This window comes from Paraburkholderia sp. MM5482-R2 (assembly GCF_050436125.1).
Taxonomy (GTDB): domain Bacteria; phylum Pseudomonadota; class Gammaproteobacteria; order Burkholderiales; family Burkholderiaceae; genus Paraburkholderia; species Paraburkholderia tuberum.
Genome location: NZ_JBNDLP010000003.1, coordinates 516813 through 542856, shown reverse-complemented (window position 1 = coordinate 542856; position 26044 = coordinate 516813). Strand labels below are relative to the sequence as shown.

The window sequence follows — 26044 nt, the reverse complement described above, 5'->3', positions numbered from 1 at the left end:
GTAGACCTCTTCAGGCTTGTACCGTTTTCAGGGTTTCGCGCAGCGTCGCGAGATGCATGATGCGCTCCTGCGTCGCTTCGCTGGCGGACAGTTCGCCGGTAATGCGGCCTTCGCACATCACGACGATGCGGTCGCTCATGCGCAGAACTTCCGGCAGTTCGGAGGAGATCATCACGATCGCCTTGCCTTGCGCCGCCAGCGAGCGCAGCAGCTTGTAGATTTCGCTTTTCGCGCCGACGTCGATGCCGCGCGTCGGTTCATCGAAAAACAGTACGTCGCAATCGCGCTCGAGCCATTTCGCGATCACGATCTTCTGTTGATTGCCGCCCGACAGAAGCCGCACCTGCTGCGTCGCCGAAGGCGTGCGAATCGCAAGCAGCTTGATGAAGTGCTGCGCTCTTTTGCGAATCTGCCCGCGGCGCAGAAACATATTGATTGACAGGAACTTGCCGAGATCGGCCATCACGATGTTCGATTCGACATCCATTCCCGTAGCGAGACCGAAGCGCTTGCGATCTTCGGACAGGTAGCCGATGCCGCGCTTGACCGCATCACTGGGCCTCTTGATCGACGCCTTCACGCCTTTCACGAGTATCTCCCCCGATTCGACCGGATCGGCGCCGAACACCGCGCGCGCGACCTCCGTGCGGCCCGCGCCCATCAAGCCTGCGAAACCGAGTATTTCGCCCTTGCGCAATTCGAAACTGACGTCGCGCACGAGCGGACCTGCGACGAGATTTCTCACTTCGAGCGCGAGTTCGCCTTTCACCGGCGCGCTCTCGACTGGCGTCACGTCGCCCAGCGTGCGTCCGACCATCATGCCGATGATCGTCTCGACGCCGGTGCCCTCGGTCGGCACGGTGGCCACATACTCGCCGTCGCGCATCACGGTCACGCGATCGGTGATCTGCTTCAACTCGTCCATCTTGTGCGAGATATAGACGACGCCGACGCCGCGCTCTCTCAATTGACGGATGATCCGGAACAGCTCGGCAATCTCGGCATCGTTGAGCGCGGACGTGGGTTCGTCCATGATCAGCACGCGCGAATCGAAAGACAGTGCTTTCGCGATCTCGACCATCTGCTGACTCGCGACAGTCAACGTGCCGACCATCGTGCGCGGATCGAGTTTCACGTGCATGCGGGCGAGGATCTCGCTCGCCTGCGCATTCAGTTTGTCTTCATCGAGGAACAGACCCAGACCCTTGCGCGGCTCACGGCCGATAAAGATGTTCTGCGCGATGCTCAGATGATTCATCAGTTGCAGTTCCTGATGAATGATGCCGATGCCGACAGCTTGCGCGTCGCGCGGACCTTGAAAATCGACGGGCTTGCCGTCGAAGAGAATTTCGCCGGAATCGCGCGTATAGACGCCGGCGAGAATTTTCATCAGCGTCGACTTGCCCGCGCCGTTCTCGCCCATCAGCGCATGGACCTCGCCGGCCATGAGTTCGAACCGGACGTCATGAAGCGCTCTTACGCCCGGAAAGCTCTTGCAAAGATTGTTGACGGAAATGAGTGGGTTCATGTGCTGATCTGTCGACGGCTGCCTATATCACCAACGTTTTTACGGTGGAGCTTTTTACGGCTTGAACAACGGCTTTCATTCCAGCTTTCATTCAAGGCGCGAACAGGTCGGGCCGCTCTTTTGCGGACCGCTGCAATTCGGCGACGACCTGGTCGAGATGATCGTGCATCGCTTTCGCGGCCGCATCGCCGTCGCCGGCGCAAAGGGCCTTGAAGATGCTCTCGTGCTCTTCCAGCGTATGCGTGAGCCGTTCTGGACTCGCGAGCAATTGTCTCGCGCGGTCCAGCGCATTGCGCGACACCGCGACGATCTCCTTCACGCGCGGCAGCTTCACCGCGTCGAGCAGGATTTCATGGAAAGCCAGATCGAGCGCGTGAAATGCCAGACGTTCGCCACTTCCAGCCAGACTGCGCTGCTGATCGAGATTGCCTGCCAATGCGTCGAGCGTCGCCGTGTCGTGCATCAGCGCGACCCCACGCACCGTCTCGACTTCCAGTGCGCTGCGGATGAACAGATGCTGGCGGATGTCGTCGAGCGCGATCGGTTTGACGCGCGTGCCGCGTTGCGGCAAAACCTCGACGAGACCCGCATGCGCAAGCCTCGCCAACGCGGACGACACCGGAAAGCGCGACACCCCCATGCGTTCGCACACAGCCATCTTGTCGATCATCATGCCGGGTTCCAACGCCAACGTAACAATCGCTTCCCGCAACGCCGCCTCGACTGCGTCGGTCAAGCTGCCGCGCTCGCCGCCGCCGACTTTTTGCAGTGCGACATACGGGTCTCCGGCGGCATTCTCAAGTTCGGTCGAGGAATTCACGAAGGCCTTGATTTCGAGAAGACATGCTAGCATGCTAGAAAGTGAATGCCGCGTTGTCAACGCGTACAAATGCCTGGAAATAGCTAGGGATACCTGGTATCTGGCAACTCCGGGCTTACCCGTACGCGCAGCAGGAACGCGCACACAGAGAACGTGCGCACGAAACCGATCCGTCTGCGTCCGCGGACGACAAGCCGATAGCCATAGCCCGGAGGGTGCGCAGATGACAACGATCACAAGGCTGTCCGTTCGGGACATCCGGTTCCCCACCTCACGTTCGCTGGACGGCTCCGACGCGATGAATGCCGCGCCGGACTACTCCGCCACTTACGTCACGCTCGAAACCGACACGCCGAATCTCACCGGCCACGGCCTCACGTTCACGATTGGCCGCGGCAATGAAATCTGCGTGACCGCCGTGAATGCACTCACGCCGTTGATCGTCGGCAAGAAGCTCGAAGATATCGCTGCAAATATGGGCGCTTTCTGGCGCGCATTTACTTCGGATAGCCAACTGCGCTGGATCGGCCCGGACAAAGGTGCGATTCATCTTGCCACCGCGGCGGTCGTCAACGCGGCGTGGGACCTGTGGGCGAAATCCGTCGGCAAGCCGGTCTGGAAGCTGCTGGTCGACATGAGCCCGGAAGAACTCGTGCGCTGCCTCGACTTTCGCTACGTGACGGATGCAATCACGCCGCACGAAGCACTCGCGATGCTGCATCGTCATGCGAAGACCAAGGGCGAGCGTGAAAAGGAAATGCTCGCGCACGGCTATCCGGCCTATACGACATCGGCGGGCTGGCTCGGTTACGACGACGACAAGATTCGCCGTCTCGCGCGCGAAGGCGTCGCGCAGGGATGGACGCATTTCAAGCAGAAGGTCGGCGGCGATCTGGAGGAAGACGTACGGCGCGCGCGCATTCTGCGCGAAGAGATCGGCGAGAACCGGAAGCTGATGATGGACGCGAACCAGGTGTGGGACGTCGATGAGGCGATCGCGAACATGCGCCGTCTCGCCGAGTTCGACCCGTGGTGGATCGAGGAGCCCACGAGTCCCGACGATATCCTCGGTCATGCGGCGATTCGCCGGCGGCTCGGTTCGATTGGCGTCGCAACCGGCGAGCATTGCCACAATCGCGTGATGTTCAAGCAATTGCTGCAGGCGCAAGCCATCGACTTCTGCCAGATCGACAGTTGCCGGCTCGGCGGGCTCAACGAAGTGATCGTCGTACTGCTGATGGCCGCGAAGTTCGGTGTGCCGGTGTGCCCGCATGCGGGTGGTGTCGGCTTGTGCGAGTACGTGCAGCATATTTCGCTGTTCGACTATATCTGCGTGTCGGCGTCGCTCGAGAATCGCGTGCTCGAATACGTCGATCATTTGCACGAGCATTTCGTGGATCCCGTGGCGATCCGCAACGGGCACTATATGCCGCCGCAAAGGGCCGGGTATAGCATCGAGATGCTGGAAGGGACGCTGGACAGGTACTGGTATCCGGAAGGAGAAGCGTGGCAGGAATGATGCTGGAGGGTAAGGGTTGGTGTCGTCGCGCAGATCGTCGCGGCGACGGGCGACCGGCTCGAGCGCGTGGCACGCATCGTGCGCCTGAACGTGTTCATCGCGAGCACGCCGGCATCCAGTGCTCAAAGCACGATTGCCAATGGCGCGTCGGACGTGATCGTGCAGATCTTCGGTGACGCCGGCCGTCACGCGCGCAGCGCGGTGGGTGTTGCGTCGCTGCCGCCAGGGGTCGCCGTCGAAGTCGAAGCGGTTGTCGCCTTGAAGAACGTCTGAATTCAACTCATACAACCGGAGCCGCCAATGTCTTCTCCGCTGTCGCCCGCTGTCATCGACGCAATACGTGCCCGCACACCCGGTGTGCGCAGTACCACGCACTTCAATCATGCGGGCGCGTCGCTGCCGTCGGCCGCCACGCTCGAAGCGATTCACGCGCATCTGTTGCGCGAAGCCTCGATGGGACCCATGGAAGCGGGCGCGGCTGCCCGCGAACAGACCGAACGGGCGCGCACGCTCGCCGCGCGACTGCTGAACGCTCAGCCCGCCGAGATCGCGTTGACGACTGGCAACTCGCCGGGCTGGGGCGCTGCTTTCGCGGCATTGGGTCCGTGGCGCGAGGGGCAACGCATCCTCGTTGCACGGCACGAATGGGGCGGCAATCTCGCGACGATGCGTCTTCTGGCGCAGCGCGCGGGCGCATCGATAGAGACGATTCCTTCCGATGAGAGCGGCAGGGTCGATCCTCGCGCGCTCGAAGCGATGCTCGACGACCGGGTCCGACTGATTGCGCTGACGTGGCTGCCGGCCAATGGCGGACTGATCAATCCGGCCGCCGCGATTGGGCAGATAGCACGCCGTCACGGCATTCCGTATTTCATCGATGCGGCGCAGGCCGTCGGACAGCTTCCGATCGACGTCGTCGAAGTCGGCTGCGATGTGCTGGCCGGAGCGGGCCGCAAGGCACTGCGTGGACCGCGCGGCACCGGGCTGCTATACGTCCGGCGGGATTTTCTGCCCCGCTTGACGCCGGCCTTCGTCGACACTTATTCGGCGCCGCTCGACGCCAATGGCGACCCTGTACTGCGCGACGATGCCGTGCGTTTCGAATCGTCGGAAGCCTCGCTTGCACTGCATTGCGGATTGGCGAATGCATTGGACGAAGCGCTGGAAATCGGCATCGACAACATCCGCGCGCAGATCGATCGGACCGCGCAGACATTGCGCGAGCGGTTGGCCGCGATGGAGGGCGTGTGGGTGCTCGACCAGGGTGTCGAACGATCCGGTCTGGTGTCGTTCAACGTCGCCGGACTCGATGCCATGTCGGTGCGACGCGCGTTGGCGGCACAGGGCATTACGATCGGCTCGAATGGCGTCGCGTACACGCCGTTCGATATGACTAGCAGAGGGCTGACACAGATCGCGCGCGCATCGGTCAGCTATCTGACCACCGACGCCGAAGTTGATAAATTACTGGCTGGGATAGGGACGTTGACGCATTGAGCACTCGAGTCAAAGAGAACTTTGCGTCAGTCAAATGAATGGAAACGTCTCTTTCAACTCAATCGCGCGCACACGACCATGAACTCCGCCTCATCGCACCGCCTCGATTTATCAAAGTTTCCGCGCCATGCGCTTCTCGAAGGCCCGACGCCAATTCAGCACCTTGCGCGTCTGAGCGCTCGCCTCGGCGGGGCGGACATCTACGTCAAAAGAGAAGATCTGACGGGACTAGGTGGCGGCGGCAACAAGTTGCGCAAGCTCGAATTCCTGATTGGCGAAGCGCTCGCGCGCGGCGCGGACACCATCGTTACCGTCGGCGCGCGGCAATCGAATCATGCGCGCCTCACGGCGGCCGCGGCGGCTCGCGTCGGGCTTCAATGCGAGCTGGTGCTGACGAGAACCGTGCCACGTTTCGACCACGACTACATGGAGAACGGCAACGTGCTGCTCGATGCGCTATTCGATGCGCGCGTGCATGATCTTCCCGGCACGGCCAACGCATTGCAATTCGCCGAGGAACGCGCGAACGAGTTGCGAGCGCAGGGCCGTAACGTCTATGTGTGTCCGTTGGGCGGTTCGAGCCCGGTCGGTTGTCTCGGCTACGCGGACTGCGCAGCTGAAATCGTCGCGCAATCGCAAGCGCAAAACGTGGCCTTCGATCGCGTCGTGGTGCCGAATGGAAGCGGCGGCATGCATGCGGGGCTGGTCGCGGGTTTTATTGCGCTGGGCGTGGATCCGTCGCCTGTTGCCGCATTCACGGTGTATGGGAATGCTGGCCACGCGCGCACGGTTACTTTGGATAAGGCGAATCAGACGGTCCGACTGATCGACCCGGGCCTAAGCGTGAGTGATGACGCGATCTCGATCGACGAAGCGCAGCTCGGACCCGGCTATGGCATTCCAACCGATAACATGCGCGCGGCTGTTCGGCTGATGGCATCGACGGAAGGTCTGTTGCTCGATCCCGTGTATAGCGGCAAAGCATTTGCGGGTCTTGTGGAAAACGTGAGCAACGGGAAATACAGTGCCGGACAGAAAATTCTATTCGTGATGAGCGGCGGGCTTCCGGGGCTATTTGCCTATCGGAACGAGTTCTGAGCGCAGAAGCGGAGACAACGCGATGGTCTGATACGACCGCCGTTGTCTGAAGAAAGCGCGAAGCGCTTGAAGATTCGAATCGACGATTCGAAATGGTGCCCAGGGCGGGATTTGAACCCACACGCCTTTCGGCGCTACCCCCTCAAGATAGTGCGTCTACCAATTTCGCCACCTGGGCAGAGGGGCGCCATTGTATCAGCCTGATTATTTTTTTGAAGCCCCTCGCGTGATTTTGTTCTGCAGTTGCAATACCGGTCGAAAAACCGACGAGGCGTTCACCCCGTATCGCTGCCCGGCGACCGATTCGAGCGCGGCCCGGCGCCTCGCAAGCGCTCGTAAGGTCTGACGCTTGTGGGCCGCTACTCGGGTGAATGCGACAAATGGCGGACCGCTATGCTCGTACGCTGATGCGCTGAAAGAGCGCCCTTCACGGCGAACATATCATGTCACCACGACGCACATCTTCTTCGCGACTTCGGTATCGTCTTTTTCTCGCGTCGCTGCTGACGTCGATAACGCTGCTGCAGGGTTGCGCAACGACGGCGGAGAACCTTGCCGTAGGATTTGGTCTCGGCGCGGTCGGCACCGTGTCGGCGTTAGGCTGCCTGCTCGCGTGCGAGATGGCCAATCCGCACTGGTGAAAGGCTGCACGGCGCGCGACGAGCAGCTAGTATTCGAAGCTCGACATCAATGACTAACGAAAACGGAGCCCCTGTGGCACACCCGCCCTTCCACCTCTACACCGACGCCCAATTCGCCAGCCCCTACGCGATGTCCGTCTTCGTGACGCTTCGCGAGAAGCGCTTGCCGTTCGACCTTTCGACCGTCGATCTCGCGAACAAGGCGAATCACGCCACCGACTATGCGGCCCGCTCATTGACGCGGCGCGTGCCGACCCTGATACACGAAGACTTTGCGTTATCCGAGTCGTCGGCGATCACCGAGTACCTCGAAGAGACTTTCCCGGACACCCCGGTCTATCCTCAAGATCGGCGTCTGCGCGCGCGAGCGCGCCAACTGCAGGCCTGGCTGCGCAGCGATCTGCTACCGGTTCGCCCGGAGCGTTCCACCGAAGTCATTTTCTACGGATCGCGCGGCGGCCCGCTTTCCGCCAGCGCACAAGAAGCGGCACAAAAACTCTTCGCCGCCGCCGATGCATTGCTTACGGCCAATTCGCCCAATCTGTTCGGCGAGTGGTGCATCGCCGATACGGACCTCGCATTGATGCTCAATCGCCTCGTGCTGAACGGCGATCCCGTTCCGCACAAGCTCAAGGAGTACGCCACGCAACAATGGCAGCGCGCCAGCGTGCAGCAGTGGGTCCAACTGGAGCGTCCACCGCTATAAAGTCGACCGGCGTGGCTGCCGCCACGCCGAAAAGCCGTCGATAGAAGTAACAAAGACCAGAAAAATAGCTGAATACGGAGGTATTAAAAGATGCAGTAAACGCGAATATTACATTCGCGTTTTATCAGAGCTTCGCTGCTCCGCCATGGCCCGATTCCGCGCCCGCTTCCTTTGCTGCCTCGCGCGTACGATGCTGACAACGATCAGCACGATCGCAAGCAATGTCAATTCGATCATTGCGGGAATTCGGATGGGATCATGAAACATGGCGGGTCTCCGTCACATGATTTCATCATAGTACGCCGGGCAGGTGAGCCTGAAGTATTGCGCCGCACCATTGCAATCTTACCGCCGCCATTACACCGGCTTTTATCCAGCCGGCAAAAGCCTCGAGTGACAAATTGAAAACATTCTGTCACGCAAAAACTAACAGGATTCAGATAGCCGTCCCTAAACAGTTTATTTGCGCTAGAGTACGTGAGCGATCAGTTGGATCGTGAGCCGTCCCGACAATTCGAAGGCGTTATCTGTCACGCGTTTGCTTGCGTGTACTGAAGAAGCACCTGGACTCGTTGAAGACATCGCCCATGCCATATTTTCCTGTCGCCTACTGTGGTCCCGCGGCTGTCCCCGAAACCTTGTGGCTGCGCTGGAATACGGATCCGCCATTGCTCGTCGCGCTCGCGGCGCTCGCATGGTTCGTGGCCAGCAACCGCTCGGCTAATGCACGGGCGGGATGGGGAGCCGTCGCATTGATGGCCCTCGTGTTCGTGTCGCCGCTCTGCGCGTTGTCCTCGGCATTGTTCTCCGCGCGCGTCACCCATCACATCATTCTGATCGCTGCCGTCGCCCCCCTGCTCGCCCTCGCGTTTCCGCTGCCGCGCCTCGCGCATCCGCCGCTCGTGCCGGTGGTCGCCGCTCATGCGGTGATCATCTGGCTGTGGCATGCGCCTGGGCCTTATGCGTGGGGACTCGCGACGGTACCCGGCTACTGGCTGATGCAGATTACTTTGCTTGGCAGTGCATGGCTCATGTGGCGCAGCATCTTCTCGCCGTCGCTGCCGACCGGCCCCGCGCTGATGGCGCTCGTCGCGACGATCGGCCATATGGGTTTGCTCGGCGCGTTGATCGTGTTCGCGCCGGTGCCGCTCTACGTCGCGCACTTCGCGACCACCGCCGCGTGGGGGCTCACCCCGCTCGCCGACCAGCAACTCGCCGGACTGTTGATGTGGGTACTGGCGATGATCCCTTATCTCGCGGCAGGACTTTCGCTCGTCTGGTCAAGCCTGCGCGTCAGAGAGCCCGCGCTGTGACGACCCTGCTGAAGTTCATTCATCTGGCCGCGATCGCCGTCTGGTCGGGCGGTTTGATCGTGCTGCCGTATCTGTTCTGGCAGCGCCGCGGGCTCGCGGCGGGCACCGAACTCGACCGGCTGCACCGCATCACGCGTCTCGTGTTCGTGGAGTTGACCTCGCCCGCCGCTTTCGTCGCGATTGCGAGCGGCACCGCGCTGATTTTTCTGCAGGCCACCTTCGTCGAATGGTTCACCGCGAAGATGGTGTTCGTCGGCATCATGGCGATGCTGCATGTGCTGGCCGGCCTCGTACTGCACGATCTGTATCTGCCCGACGGCAGGTTCAGCCGTACCTCGGCGATCGCGCTGACCATCGCTTATCTGATCGTGATCGTCGCGATCATCTGGATCGTGCTGGCCAAGCCTCACATCGACTCGAACCTGCTGGCCCCGCATCTGTTCGAGCCCGGTGGACTTGGCCGCTGGCTGCATCACTCCTTCGGCGAAACGAGAATTCCGACGCCATGATCGAACACGAGCTTGCCCCCATGCCAGCCGGCGAAGCCCGTCATCACCGAGCTGAGCACCGACAGCACGAGCCCATGCGGCAGGATCTCATCGGGGTAATGAAGGCGCACGCCCCAGTTCGCACCCGCGAGCGCGACGAGCGTCATCGCGGCGACCGCATGCGACCAGCTCGCTTCCTTCAGGCGGATACCGCGCACCAGCAGCAGCTCGGCGGTACCGACCACGCTCGCAGCCACCCCGCTCCAGAACGCGAAGCCGGCGGCCCACAAGCCGGCGCGAATCCAGAACGGGTCGCCCGTCCACCAGTAGATTACGTCGACGCCCAACGTCGCGACGACGAACGCGATCGGGAAATGCACCATCATCACGTGAATCGGATGACCGACGAGCGCCACCACCGACCCCTTGTCGAGCCGCAACAGCTCGAGCATCACTTCGCTTCGCGTCTCGTTTCCAGCATTGCCTTTGTTTGCCATGATGGTGTGTCCTCGCATCGGGTGCCTGGTGGTGCAAAGCATCATAGCTGCTTGCGCCTGGCCGTCCAAGCCGGATCGCTCGCCGCGTTGTCCGGCTGCACCGGGCCGCTCTCGACGCTCGAGCCATCGGGTCCGGCCGCCGCATCGATCGCCGGGCTGTGGTGGGTGATGCTGGCGGGCGCCGCGATCCTGTTCGCGATGGTGCTCGTACTGTTTCTGATGACGGTCTTCCGGCCCGGCTGGGGCTCGCACGTGTCGCCCGCGCGCTGGATCGTGCTCGGCGGTCTCGTGCTGCCGGCAGTGATCCTGATCCCGTTGATCTGCTACGCGCTGTACGCGGGCGAATTGCTGCTGCCGCTGCGCGCGCATGCGCCCGCGCGCATCGAGGCTATCGCGCAGCAATGGCGCTGGACCTTCCGCTATCCGGAACTCGGCAACGTCGAAACCGAGAACGTGCTGCACCTGCCCGCGGGTACGCCGGTCGATATCGTCGTGACGAGCCTCGACGTCGTGCACGCATTCTGGATTCCGCGCTTCGCGGGCAAGATCGACGCGGTCCCTGGCCACCACAACCTGCTGCGTATCCAGGCCGATCAGCCCGGCCAGTACGCCGGACAATGCAACCAGTTTTGCGGCATCGGTCATGCGGGGATGCACTTCACCGTGATCGTCGATCGTCCGGAAGATTTTCCGGCTGCTGTCAAAAACGCCGCCGCCAACGGGGAGGTGAAGAAATGAGTGTGCCCGTCGAGCCGCCATCACAGGGCATCACCGCGCTGCGGCTGCATCGCCAGCTTGCCGCGATCTGGGCCACCGGGCCAGGCGTGCAAAGGCTCGCCGCGGTCAACCATACGGTGCTCGGCATGCGCATGATGATCACGTCGTTCGTGTTCTTCGCGATCGCCGGGATTCTCGGCATGCTCACGCGCGTGCAGCTCGCGACGCCGCATGCGGCCTTCATGGATGTGGAGACCTATAACCAGGTCTTCACGATGCATGGATCGATGATGCTGTTCCTGTTCGCGATCCCGATGGTGGAGAGCTTCGCGGTCTATCTGACGCCGAAGTTTCTCGGCGCGCGCGACTTCGCGTTTCCGCGCCTGACCGCTTACGGCTACTGGTGCTATCTGTTCGGCGGCACGATCCTGACGGTGTCGCTGATTCTGCACAGCGCGCCCGACGGCGGCTGGTTCATGTACACGCCGCTCAGCTCCAACGTGTACACGCCCGGACTGAACGCCGACGTGTGGCTGCTCGGCATCACGTTCGTCGAGATTTCGGCGCTGTCGCTCGCGATGGAAATCGTCGTGTCGATCCTGAAGATGCGCGCGCCGGGCATGTCGCTGGATCGCATGCCGATCTTCGCGTGGTACATCCTCGTCACCGCGATGATGATGATCGTCGCGTTTCCGCCGCTGATTCTCGGCTCGATCCTGCTCGAGGTGGAGCGCGCGTTCAACCTGCCGTTCTTCGATCCGACGCGCGGCGGCGATCCGCTGCTGTGGCAGCATCTGTTCTGGCTGTTCGGCCACCCGGACGTGTACATCATCTTCCTGCCGATGGCCGGCGTGCTGTCGACGATGATCCCCGTGTTCGCGCGACGCCGCCTGATCGGCTATCGCACGATCGTCGTCGCGATCATCGCGCTCGCGTTCCTGAGCTTCGGCATCTGGGTGCACCACATGTTTACGGTGGGCATTCCACATCTGGCGCTCGCGTTCTTCTCGGCGGGCTCCGCGATCGTCGCGGTGCCCACCGCGATCCAGTTCTTCGCATGGCTCGCCACGCTGTCGCACGGCCGACCGCGTTGGGACGTGCCGATGCTGTACATCTTCGGCTTCTTCTTCGTGTTCACGTGCGGCGGCCTGACCGGCGTGATGCTCGCGATCGTGCCGTTCGACTGGCAGGCGCACGACACCTACTTCGTCGTCGCGCACCTGCACTACGTGGTGGCCGGCGCGCTCGCGTTTCCGATGCTCGCGGCGTTCTATTACTGGTTGCCGCTGCTGACCGGGCGCACCGCCGTGCATAACCTTTCGGTGCCGGCGTTCTGGCTCGTGTTCATCGGCTTCAACATGACGTTCTTCATGATGCACCTGACCGGCCTGCTAGGCATGCCGCGGCGCGTCTTCACCTATAGCGGCGACGAAGGCTGGAACTGGCTCAATCTGCTGTCGTCGGTGGGCAGCTTCGTGATGACGATCGGCTTCGCGCTCGTCGTGATCGACATCGTCGTGCAATTGCGTTTCGGCCAACGCGTGCGACGTAACCCGTGGCAATCGACCACGCTCGAATGGGCGATGCCGATTCCGCCCGCGCCGTACGCATTCGCGTCGATCCCGCACATGGACGACGAAACCGAAAAGGTGCCCCCGGGCCAGCTAGCGACCTCTCTGGCGCGCGGCGAGGGTTACCTCGGTTTCACGCGCAACGGCTGGCAGGAGACGCTAGGCGTGCATATGACATCGGGCGAGCCCGAACAGCTGATCGTGCTGCCGAACTCAACCTATCTGCCGCTCGTCACCGCGCTCGTGACCGCCGCGGCGGTGCTCGCGATGCTGTTCAAGTTCTATCTGCTGTCGGTCGCATTCGCATTCGTGACGTTTGGCCTCTTCATCTACGCGGGCCAGAGCGCGGGGCACGCGCGCGATTACGGCGCGCTGCCGGTCGGCCGAGGCGTCAGCGTGCCGCCGCATACCGAGGTCGTCGGTTCGCCGTCGTGGCTTTCGATGATCTGCGCGCTGATCGCGAACAGCACGCTGTTCACCTCGCTGATCTTCGGCACGTTCTACCTGTGGATTGCCGCGCCGAACTGGCCGGCAGCCGTGACGCCGCATCCGAACCGCGGGCTCGCTCTCGTCGCGGCCGTCGCGCTCGCGGTCGCCGCAGCCGCCACGCGTGGCTCGTTGCGCGCGGCCGCCGCCGAGCGCAAACCGCACGGCACGATCGGGCTGAGCGCGATCGCGCTGATCGTCGCGCTCATCGCCTGCGTGATGCTGATCAACGGCGTGACACCGAATCCGCGCGAGCATGCGCTCGGCGCGACGGCCGCGGCGCTGCTCACGTACATCGCAGTTCACGCGGGCGTCGGGTTGTTGTTCCTCATCAGCAACGTGCTGCGCGTCGGCGCGGGCTTCGTTTCCGCGCGACGCCTGACCGATCTGCGCCTCACCCGCCTGTGGGTCGATTACACGCTGGCGACGGGCATCATCGCGCTTGGACTCGTGCTCGCGCTGCCGAGCCTCGTCGCCGTGCTGGGAGCCAGACCATGAATGCGCGTCCGCTTTCGCCGCGGCGGTTGTGGTGGCTCGCCGTCGGCTTCACGATCTGGTGTCTCGCGTTCGTGATCCTGTATGCGCTGCACGCGATCGGCTGCGCGTTCGCGTGGCCCACCGGCCCGCTGCGCGCGAGTCTCGCGATCATTCTGCTGCTGCATCTGATCGCGATCGGCTGGCTATGGCGCTATCGCGCCGCCACCCGCGACCCCGGTCCCGAACGCATCAGCTCGTTCATGCATACCGTCGTCGTCTGGACCCTGATCGCGGCGCTGGTCGCGACCGTGATCACGTTCGGGCCCGCGCTGCTGCTCACCACCTGCGTCTAAACGCGGACTGAGCGCGAGCGGGACCGCCGCACCCGGCATGGAGAAGCACCGATGCAGTCTCGAGATTTCGTGCACAAGGCCGTCTGGTCGGTCATCTATCTACTGTTCATTCTCGCGCCGCTGTTTGCGCTGCTGACCGGCACGCTCCCGCCCGCGCGCAACTTCGGCACCGAATTCTCGGTGGCGCTCGGCTATTCCGGACTCGCGATGATGGGCCTGCAATTCGGCCTCACCGCGCGCTTTCGTCACGTGACCGAGCCGTGGGGCGAGGACGTTATCTATCATTTCCATCGACGCGTGTCGCTGCTCGCGGTCAGCCTGGTCGTCGCGCACCCGCTGATCCTGTTCGCGATCCGCTCGGACAAGGTCGCGATGCCCGGCTCGCTGCTCGAGGTACCGTGGGGCGCGTGGTTCGCGTTCCTGTCGATCGGCTCGGTGATCGTGCTGGTGATCACCGCGCTATGGCGCAAGCAATTGAAGATTCGTTACGAGCTGTGGCATTTGTCGCATATCGGGCTCGCGTTAGTCGCGATCTTCGGCGGCGTGCTGCATATGATCGGCTGGGGCTTCTATCTGACCGATCCGTTCAAGCGCACGCTGTGGATCTGCATGACAGTATTCTGGGTAGCGCTGCTGCTGTACGTGCGTCTGTTCAAACCGCTCTTCATGATCAGGCGTCCGTACCGGATCGCGGAAGTGCGCGCCGAACGCGGCGACACGACGACGCTCGTGATGCAGCCCGACGGCCACGCTGGCTTGCGCTTCAAGCCCGGCCAGTTCGGCTGGCTCAACGTATGGGGCAGCCCGTTCAGGATCACCGGACATCCTTTTTCGTTCTCGTCGAGCGCCGAGGCCGCGAACGGTCGCGTCGAAATGACGATCCGCAATCTCGGCGATTTCACGAGCCAGGTGAAGACGATCGAGGCAGGTCGGCGCGTGTATCTGGACGGACCGTATGGCGCGTTCACGATCGGGCATCCGACCGACATGCACGTGCTGATCGCGGGCGGTATCGGCATCACGCCGATGATGAGCATGATCCGCTCGCTCGCCGATCGCGGCGACCAACGTCCGCTCGTGCTACTGTACAGCGGCAAGACTTGGGACTCGCTGACTTTCCGCGAGGAGCTCGATGCGCTGAAAGCGCGGCTCGATCTGCGCATCGTCTATGTGCTGTCGGACCCGCCCGAAGGCTGGAGCGGGGAAGTCGGGCGCATCGACGCCGCGATGTTCCGGCGACATCTCCCGCCCGAGTTCGCCGATCACGAGTATTTCATCTGCGGCCCGGACTCCATGATGGATGCGATCGAAACGGCGCTCGGCGAAATGAAAGTGCCGCGCATCCGCTACCATTCCGAACGCTACAGTTTCGTCTAGGAGACTTGCGATGCGCCGACTGTTGGCCAACCGTCTCGTCATTGCCACCGGCGTGATCGTCGTGGCGTTGTCGCTTCTATTCGCGTATCTGCGGGTCGGTTCGCTGCATTAGGGCCCGGTTACGCCAAAGACGGGCTCGCAGCGCGCTTTTCCTCATGCTCGAAGGTTGAATCGATATGCCCTACTTTTTTGGAATTGGTCTTCACGTTTTCATCGCGATCTTTTTCGCCGTCCACGCGATGCGCAATAACCAGGGCATCTACTGGCTATTCATTCTGTTTGCTTTTCCGCTGCTCGGCAGTGTCGTGTACTTCTTCGCGATCTACCTGCCGGGTCTGCGCCATTCGCGCGGCGCGCGGGTGGCCACGCAGGCGATCACGCAATTCGTCGATCCGAATCGCGCGCTGCGTGAAGCGCGCGCCGATTTCGACCGCGCGCCGACCGTGCAGCATCGGATGCGGCTCGGCGAGGCCTTGCTCGCGGCCGGCAATCCGCGCGAAGCGCTCGAACATTTCCAGACCGCGGCGAACGGCCCATTTGCAAACGATCCTGCGCTGCTGCTCGGTCTCGCGCGCTCGCAGTTCGCGCTCGGCGACTACACGGCCGCGGATGCGACGTTGGCGGATCTGTTCTCGGTCAATCCGCGGGCACGCAACCAGGGCGAGCCGGCGCTGCTGAACGCGCGCACGCTGGCCGCGCGGAATGCGCCGGGCGCACGCGCGGCATTCGAACAGGCGCTGACCTGCGCGACCGACGTCGCGCCGCGCTGCCTCTTCGCCGACTGGCTCGCCGCGCAACCGGAAGATGCGGACCGCCGCCGCGCCGGCGCGCTCTATGCGGAAATCGTGCAGGACGCCAAACATTGGCCGCGCCACGCGCGCGAGCATAATCGCGAGTGGCTGCAGCGGGCGCAGGCCGCGTTGGCGGCCGGCGCGGCTCGAGCGTGAGCAAGCCGAGGAGAACTTCGATGCGACGCACGACCCGGTCTTTTGCTTCGGCGCCGTACGCGGCGATTGCGGCGATGGCTTTCGGTGCCGCCGGCGCTTCGACTTCCGCGCAGGCCGCTGGCATGGAGAAACCGTTCGAATGGCCCGCGTCGTTCGTCGTGCTCGGCGATGGCTATCCGCACGCGGGCGATGCATGCCGGCGGCTCGGCGAGTCGGCCGCGACCGTGAACTATCTCGACCATATGGCGATGCTGGTCGGCTGTCCGGGCTCGCGCGACAGCGCCGCCGTGCGCGCGATCGTCGGGCATCAGCGGCGCGCGCGCGTGGTCGGCGAAGCGGAAGGCGTGACGCTGATTTCGATTTCGACTGAAAGCGCTCAGGCCGGCTCGCAGAACGGCCGCGGGCCTGTGAAGGAATCGCCTATCAGCGCGAGCGGCACGTTGCCGTGCGAGCGCGGCAACGGACAGACCAAAACGATGTGCAAGTTCGGCGTCGTGCATCACGGCGATCGATCGACTACGGTCGTGGTCTACTGGCCCGATGGCGCCACGCGGGCGATTTTCTTCGGCGTCAACGGCCGGGTAGTCGGCACGGCCGCGTCCGCGAGCGATCGGCCGATGCCCGGCGACACGCTGACGCGCAAGCATGCCGGCATCAATCTGATTTCAGTTGGCAATGAGCGCTACGAAGTCGAGGACACGGTTCTGTCCGGCGGTTGAATTGCGTTGAAGCACATCGGCGCAAGCCATCCGCGCTCGAACGCCTGATTCGACGCGCGCCACGTTCATTTCTATCCCCAGTAACGATGACGCTGACGGCACCTGCGGGATCGAACAACGCGCAGGTATTCATCGATCCGCCGACGTCGAGCAGCGCAGGCGTGCGCTCGCAGCAGGCCGCGTATCTGAGCGCGACGCACTACTGCCCGAGCCTCGCGATCCTGAGCGGCGCGAAGTCGTAAGCACGGTCAGCGCGACGCAGTTATCGATGATTCGTTGACGCGTCGCGCAATCGAAGGCACACTCGCTCACTATGCAAGCCCTCACATACCGCCCGACTGCAAAGCATCATCATGCGCATGCCCGCGTGGGACTGCCTGTGGGGACTCGCATACGCATACGCCGCTAGACATCATTCGCAGCGACATGCGCCAGAAAGCCCCGCCGGCAACGACGGGGCTTTTTGTTTTCCACGACCTTTTCCGCTCATCGAACGAAGGATTGCCGCCATGACACAGGAAGCACAGACGCCTGCCGTATCGAAGATCTTTGCGACGCCCATCGATCTATACCGCGTCCTTGCACGCGTATGGGCCGGCGATACGTCGAGCCCCACGCATGCGTGGTCGTCGACGAATCCCGCGCAGAATCATTGCAGCGTTACGTCTCTGATCATGCAGGACTATTTCGGTGGCGAGATTCTGACGACGCGTACGTCGGGGGGCACGCACTTCTACAACCTGATCGACGGCAGCAGATGGGATCTGACGGTCAGCCAGTTTGCCGAACCGATTCCATTCGACGATACGCGTTCGAGTCGTGAGGCGGCGTTCGCTGATACGTCGCGGGAGAAATACGAACTGCTGAAGTCGAGGCTCGCGCAAAGCCAGCTGAAATAAACGCTCAATCAAACGCGCGTGGCCAAACTGCATCGATACGCGGTTGGCCACGCCATGTCACTTCAAACAATCACTTCCTGCTTCCCCGGAATGCCTTGCCCGCGCAACGAACACCCGCGCGTTTCAGGCACGTAGATCAACGCAATCGCCCCCACGACGCACGCGGCCATCATGTAATAAGCGGGCACCAGCGCATTGCCCGTATGCGCGACCAGCCATTCGTTCGCCATCGGCGCCGTGCCGCCGAAAATCGACGTCGACACGTTATACGCAATCGCCATCCCCGCGTAACGGACCTGGGTCGGAAACATCGCGGGGAACATCGCCGAGATGCTGGCCAGTTGCGGCACGTACAACAGCCCGAGCACCGCAAAGCCGATGAACGCGCCCGCCACGCCGAGCTTCATCAGCAGGAACATTGGAATCGCCGCGACGAACAGGCCTATCAGCGAAAACCACCAGACGTTCTTGCGTCCCACGCGATCCGAGAACGTGCCCGCGAACGGCAGAAACACCATCATCGCGAGCATGCCGAGCAGCGGCACGAGCAGGGACATGTTGTCGCTCATGCCGAGCTGCTTCTGCATGAAAGTCGGCATATAGGCGAGCAGCACGTAGTTGACGACATTCAAAGCAACCACGAGTCCGCCGAGTTGGATCAGCGGTTTCCAATAGTCGCGCAGCAATGCCTTCAGCGTGACGCAGCTATGCTGCTCCTTGTGCATCGTTTGTTCGAGCTCGCGAAAAACCGGCGTGTCTTCGAGCCTGGAGCGCAGATAGAAACCGATCAGGCCGAGCGGCGCCGCAATCAGAAACGGCAGACGCCATCCCCACGCATGCATTGCCGTGTTGCCGAGCACGACGGAGCAACCGAGCATCAGAAACGCGCCGAGCGAGAAGCCCGACAGCGTCGCGAATTCGAGGAAGCTGCCACAAAAGCCGCGCTTATTGTCCGGCGCGTACTCGGCCATGAAAGTCGCCGCGCCGCCATATTCGCCGCCCGTCGAAAAGCCCTGGATCATCCGCAGAACGACGAGGATAACCGGTGCCCACCAGCCGATGCTCGCGTAAGTCGGCACGAGTCCGACCAGCAGCGTTGCGACCGACATCAGGATGATCGTCAACGCGAGTACGTGCTTGCGGCCGAGGCGATCGCCGAGCGGCCCCCAGAACAGGCCGCCAAGCGGACGCACGAGAAACGAAATGGCGAACGTCGCGAGCGCAAACAACGTGGCCTGCGCGGTGCTGCCGGGAAACAACGCGGCCGAAATATAGCTCAGGCCGTAGGCGTAAATACCGTAGTCGAACCACTCGGTTGCGTTTCCGAGTGCCGACGCCGCGATTGCGCGTCGCAGCAAGCTGCGCGCCTGCGGTTGCGCGCTCTGCGCGGTCCATGAATGTACGTAGTGCATGTCTTCTCCTGGGATGTTTCTATGCGACACAGGCAACGTCGCCCGAATCCACGATACCGGCGACCCGCGCCTGCAACGATGTTCTAGGACGATGCAGGCATCGGGGTTTTCCATAAAGCCTGCAACGGATGCGGTAATCCGTACGCGTGCGTCGGCGACGCGTCGCGCGCGTTCGGGAAAAACAACATGATTGGCGTCGCGCAGTGCTCTCAGCGCACCAGCAACGGCAGCGTCATCAAACGACCCTGCTGTGGCCTCGCCTCGTTTTCGCCGCAAAGGCGCAAACACATCCACGCGGTCGCGAGGTTGCTGCTCACTACCGCCTTGCCGATGGCGGCTTCGATTCGCGCGATGATCGGCGCGGCTCTCACCGCGGTGCACGAAATAAACAGCGCATCGGAGTCGGGCGCTGTCGCATCGCGCGCGAAGGCGACGATATCATCGTGCGAAATCCGTGCCATCTCCCGGTCGTCGGTCAGACCCAGGCATGAGAAGCGGTCGATCGCAAAGCCTTGCGCGGCAAAGTACTCGCACAACGGCCGACTGGTTTCGGCGGTGTACGGCGTCAGCACGCTGATACGCCGCGCGTCCAGCGTGCTCAGCGCAGTGACCGCGGCAGCGGTCGGGGTGACGACTTTGGCCGATGGCTTCGCCGCATGAATGGCGCGCTCGATCTGCGCATCGCCGATCATCACGGATGCCGACGTGCACGAATACATCACGACGTCGAGCGTTTCGTCGGGCAGGATCAGCGCCGCGCCCGCGCTCAGCGATGGCTGCATCGCGCGCAGATTGTCGGGCGTCACCGGGTTCGCATACGGCACGCGATTCACATAGATGCCGATACGCTCGTTTGCGACGAGTGCCGCGAAGTCCGGCTCGGTCGTGTGATCGGTTGCGAGGATCAGGAGGCCGATACGTTTGTCGAAAGCGCGTTCGATCAGATGCGGCGCGCGTTCGAACTGTCGAATAGTTATTTGCATCGTTCAATGCCCCGGAGCCGGAAAACGCTTTTCAAGGAGTCGCACACCGGCCACCGCGATCAGGCTGATGATCAGGAACAGCACGCCGACAAGCGTCATCGGCTCCAGATAGCGGTAATCCGTATTCGCGATGATCTTTGCCTGATTCATCAATTCGAGGACCGTGATCGCCGACAGTAACGGCGTCTCCTTGAACATGGAGATCAGATAATTGGCGAGCGCGGGCACCATCGGCGGCACCGCTTCGGGCAGGATCACGTGCTGCCACGTTTGCGCGGGACTCAGGTTGCAGGCCTTTGCTGCTTCCCATTGCCCGCGCGGAATGTTTTCGATGCCGGCGCGATAAACCTCGGCCGCATATGTCGCGTAATGCACGCCGATTGCGAGCACACCGGCCGCGAGCGCCGGCATCCGTATGCCGATGTCGGGCAGCACATAGAACACGAAGTACAACTGCACGAGCAGCGGCGTGCCGCGAATAAAACTCGCGATCGCCGACGTGGCGCGCGACACCGCGCGATTCGGCGCCAGCCGCAAAATGGCAATCGCCATGCCGACCACGGCCGCCACCACCGCGCCTAGCAAAGTGGCGAGCACGGTGATCTCCAACCCTTGCAGCAGGGTCGGCAGAATCTCGCGCACGAAGCTCCAGTCCCATTCCATTCGTCTATCTCCTGATGCGGTCGAGACCGAAACTCATCCGGCTTTCCAGCTTGCGCATGCCGAACGAGATCAGACAGGCCATGGCGAAGTACAGCGCGAGAATCGTCGCGAACGGGATCAACGTATTGCCGGTTTGCGAGCGCACCACCTGCGCCTGGAACGTCATGTCGCCGAGCGAGATCAGCGACACGACGGCCGTGCCCTTCAGCAGCTCGATCGCGTTGTTGCCGAACGTGGGCAGCATCAGCGGCAAGGCCTGTGGCAAGATCACGTGCCGCATGCGCTGATAGCGGGAAAGATTCAGCGCAATGCAGGCGCTGCGCTGCTCGTGGCCGATCGCGGCGACCGCGCCGCGCACCACTTCAGCGCCATACGCGCCGACGTTCAAACCGAGCGCGAGCACGCCGGCCTGCAGCGGCGTCAGCGTGAGGCCGGCCATCGGCAACACGAAATACGCCCAGAACAGCTGCACGAATATCGAGGTGCCGCGAAAAAACTCGATATACGACGTGGCCAATGCCCGCACCACGAAGAAACGCGATAGGCGCCCGAGTCCAGCGACGAATGCCATCACGAGCGCGAGGACCGCGCCCATCAGCGTCAGTTCGACGGTTGTCTGCGCTCCCTGCAGAATCAGCTGCAAATAGCCGGACCAGTGGTTCATCGACGCACCTCGCGCACAATGTGTCATGGGCCATGCGCGCTATCGCGTTGCGCGCATGGCGTCTTATCGCGGACTCAGTTCTTCGCCGCGCACAGTTTCTCGCGGCTCGTCGACATTGCCGCCTTCGCCGAGAAGCCATAGGGCTCGACGATCTTCGCGAACTCGCCGGACTCCTTCATCTTCTTCAGCTCGACGTCGAATGCATCGCGCAGCGCGGTGTCCTGCTTGCGGAACGCGACGCCGTCGCATTGCACCGGCGTGTTCTGCACCGGCGCGATCGATTCGAGGTTCGGGTCTTTCGCCTTTGAGAGCAGATCGGTGATCGACAGCAGCGGCAACGCAAACACGTCGATGCGGCCGTCCTGCAGCATCTTCAGACCGCTTTGCCCGTCCGGCACGATGATCACGCGGTCGGTCGGAATATTCGCGGCGGTCGCGAGCTTCTGTTCGGTCGTGCCGCCTTCCACACCGAGCACCGCCTTCGGATCTTTCGCGATTTCCTCGTAGGTCTTGATGCTCTTCGTGTTGCCTTTCTTGACCGCGAACGCTTCGACCGCGCATAACACCGGCTGCGAATAAGCGACGGCCGCGCAACGCTGCGGCGTCATGAACAGCCCCGCCGCTATCGCGTCATGCCGCCCGGCCGCGAGGCCCGGAATCATCGCGCCATACTCGGAGACCGACGCGACGACGTCGTTGACGCCTAGCTTCTTGAACACCGCGCGCGCGACATCAGGCGCCGCGCCCGTCACCTTGCCGTCGGCGCCGACTGCGGTGAAAGGCGGTTCGTTCGCGATCGCGATCCGCGCGAAGCCTTGCTGGCGCAGCTGCGTGAGCTTGTCGTCGGCGGCATGTGCGAGGCTCGCGAGCGTCAGCAGCGACAACCCTCCCGCAATCAGAATCCCCTTTAGCTTCATGATTTTTGGCTCCTAAGGCGTAGTGGTATGGCGTAGTAGTGAGTGATGTGCAGCGTGGGAAAAGCAATCTCTTACGGCTCTGCTCAGATTCGATGTCCCGCGGCGAGGATCTTGCGCAGGAACGTCTGAGTCCGCTCGTGCGTCGGATGCGTGAAGATGTCCTCGGGCTTGCCTTCCTCGACGATCCTGCCGCGATCGAAGAACAGCACGCGGTCGGCGAAGTCGTGCGCGAAGCCCATTTCGTGCGTGACGAGCAGCATCGTCATGTCGGTCTCACGCGCGAGCCGCTGCATCACGTTCAGGACTTCCTCGACGAGTTCAGGGTCGAGCGCGGACGTCACCTCGTCGAACAGCATGATCCGCGGTGCGAGCGCGAGCGCCCGCGCGATCGCCACGCGCTGTTTCTGCCCGCCCGACAGTTGCGCCGGACGGCTCTTCGCCTTATCGGCCATGCCGACCATGTCGAGCAGTTCGAGCGCGCGCCTCTGCGCCGACTCACGGCTCTCGCCCTTCGTCAGCATCGGCGCGAGCGTCACGTTGTCGAGCACGCTCTTGTGCGGAAACAGATTGAAGTGCTGAAACACCATGCCAATCTTCTCGCGCATCTTTTGCAGATGCCGTTCGTTCGCGGGCACCATCTGGCCGCCGCGCGGCATATGGAACAACTGTTCGCCGTCCACTTCGATATGGCCGCCATCGATCGTTTCCAGCGTCATCAGGATGCGCAGGATCGTCGTCTTGCCCGATCCCGACGGACCGATCAGTGCGAGCTTCTCGCCGGGCATCACGTCGAGCGACAGTTCGTCGAGCACGGTCAGCGCGCCATATCGTTTCGTGATCCGGTCGAGCCGGATCAACGGCTTGCTCACCGGGCTTTCGTCTCGGCGCGCCGGTGTGCTTGCGGAGGCGACCGCGCGCTCCTCGGAGGAAAGACTTGCCGGGGCGATGCCTGAAGCGCTCAACAGATCGGTGACTCGCGCGGTGTTCATATCGATTCGATCCCGTTCGTCGTACATGTAGTGCGAACCAGAATACGCAGCCATATTTGCGATCCAGATTGCTCTAGAACAATTCTTTTTACGCGCGGACAAGGGCGGCGCAGCGTGCACTGCAACAAACATCCAGCGTCCGTCGACAACGTCACGAACATTGAACTAGCACATTCAGCGGCGTTTTTTCGCGGCATTAGACTGCGGCGAGAAATACCCGTGGACGCCCCGTTCACTTGCACCGGGCGCCACTTTCCGCAACGACGTCACGCTCAGAGAGAGGGGAAGATGTCAGATACGACGCAACACGAATCGCGAATCGCGGCGCCCGTCGTGCGCCTGCCGTTCGAACGCGACGAATACGCCGCGCGTCTCGCGAAAACGCGCAAGGCCATGCAGGCGGCCGGCATCGAACTATTGATCGTGTCGGACCCGACCAATATGGCCTGGCTCACCGGCTATGACGGCTGGTCGTTTTACGTGCATCAGTGCGTGCTGCTCGCGCTGGATGGCGAGCCGGTCTGGTTCGGCCGCGGTCAGGACGCGAACGGTGCCAAGCGCACCGTCTTCATGCAGCACGATCAGATCGTCGGCTATCCGGATCATTACGTGCAATCCACCGCGCGTCATCCGATGGACTACCTCGCGCGCGACGTGATCGCCGCACGCGGCTGGGCCAACGCGAAGATCGGCGTCGAAATGGACAACTACTATTTCAGCGCCGCCGCTTATCGCTCGCTCGTCGCGCATTTGCCGGACTCGAAATGGCAGGACGCAACCGGCCTCGTCAACTGGCAACGCGCGGTCAAATCCGCGCGCGAGATCGAGTACATGCGCGTGGCCGCGCGCATCGTCGAGAAGATGCACGCGCACATCGTCGAGCGAATCGAGCCGGGCATGCGCAAGAACGACCTCGTCGCGGAGATCTACTCGGCAGGCATTACCGGCATCGACGGTTATGGCGGCGACTATCCGGCGATCGTGCCGCTGCTGCCGACCGGCGCCGACGCGGCCGCCCCGCATTTGACCTGGGACGACACGCCGTTCGCGAAGGACGCCGGCACGTTCTTCGAAATTGCCGGCTGCTTCAAGCGTTATCACTGCCCGCAGTCGCGCACCGTCTACCTCGGCAAGCCGCCGAAGCATTTCATCGAGGGCGAGCGTGCGGTGGTCGAAGGGATTGAGGCAGGGCTCGCCGCGGCGAAACCGGGCAATACCTGCGAGGACATCGCCAATGCGTTTTTCGCGGTGCTGCATAAATACGGCATCGAGAAGAACAGCCGCTGCGGCTATCCGATCGGCGCGAGCTATCCGCCGGACTGGGGCGAGCGCACGATGAGCCTGCGCCCTGGGGACAAGACCGTCCTCGAACCCGGCATGACGTTTCACTTCATGCCGGGCCTGTGGCTCGACGACTGGGGCCTCGAAATCACCGAGAGCATTCTGATTACGCGGACCGGCGTCGAGACCTTTTGCAGGACGCCACGTAAGCTGTTCGTCAAACCGTGATTGCGCGGGCGTCGTGCCCGCGTGAACTCGCGAAGCACGACGCCCGTTTCAACGAAAGGGGAAACATGCTTCCGAAAACGATGAAGGCCGTCGTGCTGACCGCGCACGGTGGCCTCGACAAACTGGTCTATCGCGACGACGTGCCGGTGCCCTCGTGCGCGGCTGGCGAGGTACTGATCGACGTCACCGCATGCGGTCTCAACAATACCGACGTGTGGGTCCGCCAGGGCGCCTACGGCACCGAGGACGATCCGCAAGCGGTGTCGACGTGGCGACGCGGCCGCTCGACGCTGACGTTTCCGCGCATTCAGGGCGCGGATATCGTCGGACGCGTGGTCGCGGTGGGTCGCGGCATCAGCGACGCGCGTATCGGCGAGCGCGTGATCGTCGACGCGTCGATCTACAACCGCGACGACGACAGCCTCGCCGACATCGACTACATCGGCCACGGCCGCGACGGCGGCTACGCCGAATACACGGCCGTGCCCGCGGAAAACGCGCATCGGGTCGACTCCAGCTATTCCGACGCCGAACTTGCCACGTTCTGGTGCGCTTATCACACCGGCGAGCAAATGATCGAACGCGCGGCCGTCAAGCACGGCGAAACGGTGCTGATTACCGGCGCGTCCGGCGGCGTCGGCTCGGCCATCATCCAGCTGTGCCGCGCGCGCGGCGCGATTCCGTATGCGGTCGTCAGCAAGGGTAAGGAAGAGGCCGTGCTAGCGCTCGGCGCGCAAGGCGCGATGCTGCGCGATAGTAGCGATTTCGTCGGGGACGTCGAACGGATGACCGAGGGGCGGGCCGTCGATGTAGTCGCCGATCTTGTCGGCGGGGCGCTGTTCGGCAAGCTGTTGAACGTGTTGCGGCCTGAGGGACGATACACGACCGCGGGCGCGATCGCGGGGCCGGTCGTGCAGCTCGATCTGCGCACGATGTATCTGAAGCAGCTGCAGTTGAATGGATCGTCGCAGGGCACGCGCGGTGCGTTCAAACGCGTGCTCGACTATATTCAGAACGGGACGATCCGGCCGGTTCTCGCGGCGACTTATCCGTTGTCGAAGTTTCATGATGCGCAGACGCGGTTCATGGAGAAGCGCTTTGTGGGGAATATCGTTGTGATTCCGGATCGGCATTATGGCGGCGAAGCCGCGCATTAAGTCTCGGTAACTCTCGTTGCAATAGGAATATGCGAGCCCGCTCATCAAGGCGGGCTTTTTTTCGCGCGTGTCAATTATTGTCAATGTTTGTCAAAAC

General features: G+C 62.6%; 26 protein-coding genes, 1 tRNA gene and 1 pseudogene. 18 read left to right on the top strand and 10 right to left on the bottom strand.

Annotated elements, in window-relative coordinates; genetic code table 11:
* Nucleotides 1-10: 10 nt before the first annotated feature.
* Both OKW37_RS24615 and OKW37_RS24610 read right to left on the bottom strand, forming a co-directional pair.
* Nucleotides 11-1528 (bottom strand): sugar ABC transporter ATP-binding protein, encoded by a 1518-nt coding sequence (locus OKW37_RS24615; RefSeq protein WP_429404121.1) that lies wholly within the window; start codon nucleotides 1526-1528, stop codon nucleotides 11-13.
* A 91-nt stretch (nucleotides 1529-1619) separates the two neighbouring features.
* Complete coding sequence (locus OKW37_RS24610) at nucleotides 1620-2381, bottom strand: GntR family transcriptional regulator (protein ID WP_429404119.1); 762 nt, start codon at nucleotides 2379-2381, stop codon at nucleotides 1620-1622.
* Nucleotides 2382-2571: 190 nt separating this feature from the next.
* On the opposite strand from OKW37_RS24610, the gene OKW37_RS24605 reads away from it, so the two are divergent.
* The 4 genes and pseudogenes from OKW37_RS24605 (at nucleotide 2572) to OKW37_RS24590 (ending at nucleotide 6462) form a co-directional block, all read left to right on the top strand.
* Complete coding sequence (locus OKW37_RS24605) at nucleotides 2572-3867, top strand: L-fuconate dehydratase (RefSeq protein WP_429352919.1); 1296 nt, start codon at nucleotides 2572-2574, stop codon at nucleotides 3865-3867.
* 15 nt (nucleotides 3868-3882) lie between these two features.
* Nucleotides 3883-4140: pseudogene (locus tag OKW37_RS24600) on the top strand (RidA family protein); the annotation flags it as partial.
* Nucleotides 4141-4167: 27 nt separating this feature from the next.
* Complete coding sequence (locus tag OKW37_RS24595) at nucleotides 4168-5364, top strand: aminotransferase class V-fold PLP-dependent enzyme (protein WP_429404117.1); 1197 nt, start codon at nucleotides 4168-4170, stop codon at nucleotides 5362-5364.
* Nucleotides 5365-5442: 78 nt separating this feature from the next.
* Nucleotides 5443-6462: a D-cysteine desulfhydrase family protein gene (locus tag OKW37_RS24590; RefSeq protein ID WP_429404115.1), complete on the top strand. Its 1020-nt coding sequence runs from the start codon at nucleotides 5443-5445 to the stop codon at nucleotides 6460-6462.
* Between the two features lie 93 nt (nucleotides 6463-6555).
* On the opposite strand, the gene OKW37_RS24585 is transcribed toward OKW37_RS24590, so the two are convergent.
* Nucleotides 6556-6640 (bottom strand) — tRNA-Leu (locus OKW37_RS24585).
* A gap of 265 nt (nucleotides 6641-6905) precedes the next feature.
* Here OKW37_RS24585 and OKW37_RS24580 point away from each other — a divergent pair.
* From OKW37_RS24580 to OKW37_RS24565, 4 genes are all read left to right on the top strand, one after another.
* A complete protein-coding gene (locus OKW37_RS24580; RefSeq protein ID WP_162634082.1) occupies nucleotides 6906-7103 on the top strand; it encodes a hypothetical protein in 198 nt (65 codons plus the stop codon).
* A 49-nt stretch (nucleotides 7104-7152) separates the two neighbouring features.
* Nucleotides 7153-7809, top strand: coding sequence for a glutathione transferase (gene yfcF, locus OKW37_RS24575; RefSeq protein WP_429404113.1), 657 nt, complete (start codon nucleotides 7153-7155; stop codon nucleotides 7807-7809).
* A gap of 587 nt (nucleotides 7810-8396) precedes the next feature.
* Nucleotides 8397-9122 (top strand): cytochrome c oxidase assembly protein, encoded by a 726-nt coding sequence (locus OKW37_RS24570; RefSeq protein WP_429404111.1) that lies wholly within the window; start codon nucleotides 8397-8399, stop codon nucleotides 9120-9122.
* A complete protein-coding gene (locus tag OKW37_RS24565) occupies nucleotides 9119-9631 on the top strand; it encodes a CopD family protein (RefSeq protein ID WP_429404109.1) in 513 nt (170 codons plus the stop codon). Before OKW37_RS24570 ends, OKW37_RS24565 begins: the two co-directional genes overlap by 4 nt.
* On the opposite strand, the gene OKW37_RS24560 is transcribed toward OKW37_RS24565, so the two are convergent.
* Nucleotides 9595-10107: a DUF2231 domain-containing protein gene (locus OKW37_RS24560; protein WP_184061538.1), complete on the bottom strand. Its 513-nt coding sequence runs from the start codon at nucleotides 10105-10107 to the stop codon at nucleotides 9595-9597. The two genes, OKW37_RS24565 and OKW37_RS24560, sit on opposite strands and share 37 nt — an antisense overlap.
* Nucleotides 10108-10158: 51 nt before the next feature.
* Between OKW37_RS24560 and coxB the strand changes: the two genes are divergently transcribed.
* The 8 genes from coxB to OKW37_RS24520 all read left to right on the top strand — a co-directional run bounded on the left by coxB (nucleotide 10159) and on the right by OKW37_RS24520 (nucleotide 17653).
* Nucleotides 10159-10845, top strand: a complete 687-nt coding sequence (coxB, locus tag OKW37_RS24555; protein ID WP_429404107.1) for a cytochrome c oxidase subunit II — start codon at nucleotides 10159-10161, stop codon at nucleotides 10843-10845.
* Nucleotides 10842-13379 (top strand): cytochrome c oxidase subunit I, encoded by a 2538-nt coding sequence (gene ctaD, locus OKW37_RS24550; RefSeq protein WP_429404105.1) that lies wholly within the window; start codon nucleotides 10842-10844, stop codon nucleotides 13377-13379. The genes coxB and ctaD overlap by 4 nt, the downstream gene beginning before the upstream one ends.
* Complete coding sequence (locus OKW37_RS24545; protein WP_018423781.1) at nucleotides 13376-13711, top strand: hypothetical protein; 336 nt, start codon at nucleotides 13376-13378, stop codon at nucleotides 13709-13711. Before ctaD ends, OKW37_RS24545 begins: the two co-directional genes overlap by 4 nt.
* A gap of 51 nt (nucleotides 13712-13762) precedes the next feature.
* A complete protein-coding gene (locus OKW37_RS24540; RefSeq protein WP_429404103.1) occupies nucleotides 13763-15088 on the top strand; it encodes a ferredoxin reductase family protein in 1326 nt (441 codons plus the stop codon).
* Nucleotides 15089-15264: 176 nt separating this feature from the next.
* The gene (locus OKW37_RS24535) at nucleotides 15265-16035 is read left to right on the top strand and encodes a tetratricopeptide repeat protein (protein WP_429404101.1); all 771 of its coding nucleotides are present in this window, start codon (nucleotides 15265-15267) and stop codon (nucleotides 16033-16035) included.
* Between the two features lie 20 nt (nucleotides 16036-16055).
* Complete coding sequence (locus OKW37_RS24530) at nucleotides 16056-16754, top strand: hypothetical protein (RefSeq protein ID WP_429404099.1); 699 nt, start codon at nucleotides 16056-16058, stop codon at nucleotides 16752-16754.
* An 86-nt stretch (nucleotides 16755-16840) separates the two neighbouring features.
* A complete protein-coding gene (locus OKW37_RS24525; RefSeq protein WP_167368682.1) occupies nucleotides 16841-16996 on the top strand; it encodes a hypothetical protein in 156 nt (51 codons plus the stop codon).
* 267 nt (nucleotides 16997-17263) lie between these two features.
* Nucleotides 17264-17653, top strand: coding sequence for a YunG family protein (locus tag OKW37_RS24520; RefSeq protein WP_184061533.1), 390 nt, complete (start codon nucleotides 17264-17266; stop codon nucleotides 17651-17653).
* A 62-nt stretch (nucleotides 17654-17715) separates the two neighbouring features.
* Here OKW37_RS24520 and OKW37_RS24515 read toward each other — a convergent pair whose 3' ends face one another.
* The 6 genes from OKW37_RS24515 to ehuA form a co-directional block, all read right to left on the bottom strand.
* On the bottom strand, nucleotides 17716-19065 hold the full coding sequence (locus tag OKW37_RS24515) for an MFS transporter (RefSeq protein WP_429404097.1): 1350 nt from the start codon (nucleotides 19063-19065) through the stop codon (nucleotides 17716-17718).
* Nucleotides 19066-19274: 209 nt separating this feature from the next.
* Nucleotides 19275-20048: an ectoine utilization protein EutA gene (gene eutA / locus OKW37_RS24510; RefSeq protein WP_429404095.1), complete on the bottom strand. Its 774-nt coding sequence runs from the start codon at nucleotides 20046-20048 to the stop codon at nucleotides 19275-19277.
* 3 nt (nucleotides 20049-20051) lie between these two features.
* Nucleotides 20052-20711 (bottom strand): ectoine/hydroxyectoine ABC transporter permease subunit EhuD, encoded by a 660-nt coding sequence (ehuD, locus tag OKW37_RS24505; protein ID WP_184061530.1) that lies wholly within the window; start codon nucleotides 20709-20711, stop codon nucleotides 20052-20054.
* Nucleotides 20712-20715: 4 nt separating this feature from the next.
* On the bottom strand, nucleotides 20716-21375 hold the full coding sequence (ehuC, locus tag OKW37_RS24500; protein WP_018423791.1) for an ectoine/hydroxyectoine ABC transporter permease subunit EhuC: 660 nt from the start codon (nucleotides 21373-21375) through the stop codon (nucleotides 20716-20718).
* A gap of 74 nt (nucleotides 21376-21449) precedes the next feature.
* Nucleotides 21450-22292 (bottom strand): ectoine/hydroxyectoine ABC transporter substrate-binding protein EhuB, encoded by an 843-nt coding sequence (gene ehuB, locus OKW37_RS24495; RefSeq protein WP_184061529.1) that lies wholly within the window; start codon nucleotides 22290-22292, stop codon nucleotides 21450-21452.
* A gap of 83 nt (nucleotides 22293-22375) precedes the next feature.
* Nucleotides 22376-23281: an ectoine/hydroxyectoine ABC transporter ATP-binding protein EhuA gene (ehuA, locus tag OKW37_RS24490; protein WP_429404409.1), complete on the bottom strand. Its 906-nt coding sequence runs from the start codon at nucleotides 23279-23281 to the stop codon at nucleotides 22376-22378.
* Nucleotides 23282-23569: 288 nt separating this feature from the next.
* Here ehuA and doeA point away from each other — a divergent pair, with 288 nt between their 5' ends.
* Nucleotides 23570-24790, top strand: a complete 1221-nt coding sequence (gene doeA, locus OKW37_RS24485) for an ectoine hydrolase DoeA (RefSeq protein ID WP_184061528.1) — start codon at nucleotides 23570-23572, stop codon at nucleotides 24788-24790.
* Between the two features lie 65 nt (nucleotides 24791-24855).
* Complete coding sequence (locus OKW37_RS24480) at nucleotides 24856-25947, top strand: alcohol dehydrogenase family protein (protein ID WP_429404091.1); 1092 nt, start codon at nucleotides 24856-24858, stop codon at nucleotides 25945-25947.
* The last annotated feature ends 97 nt before the right edge of the window (nucleotides 25948-26044 follow it).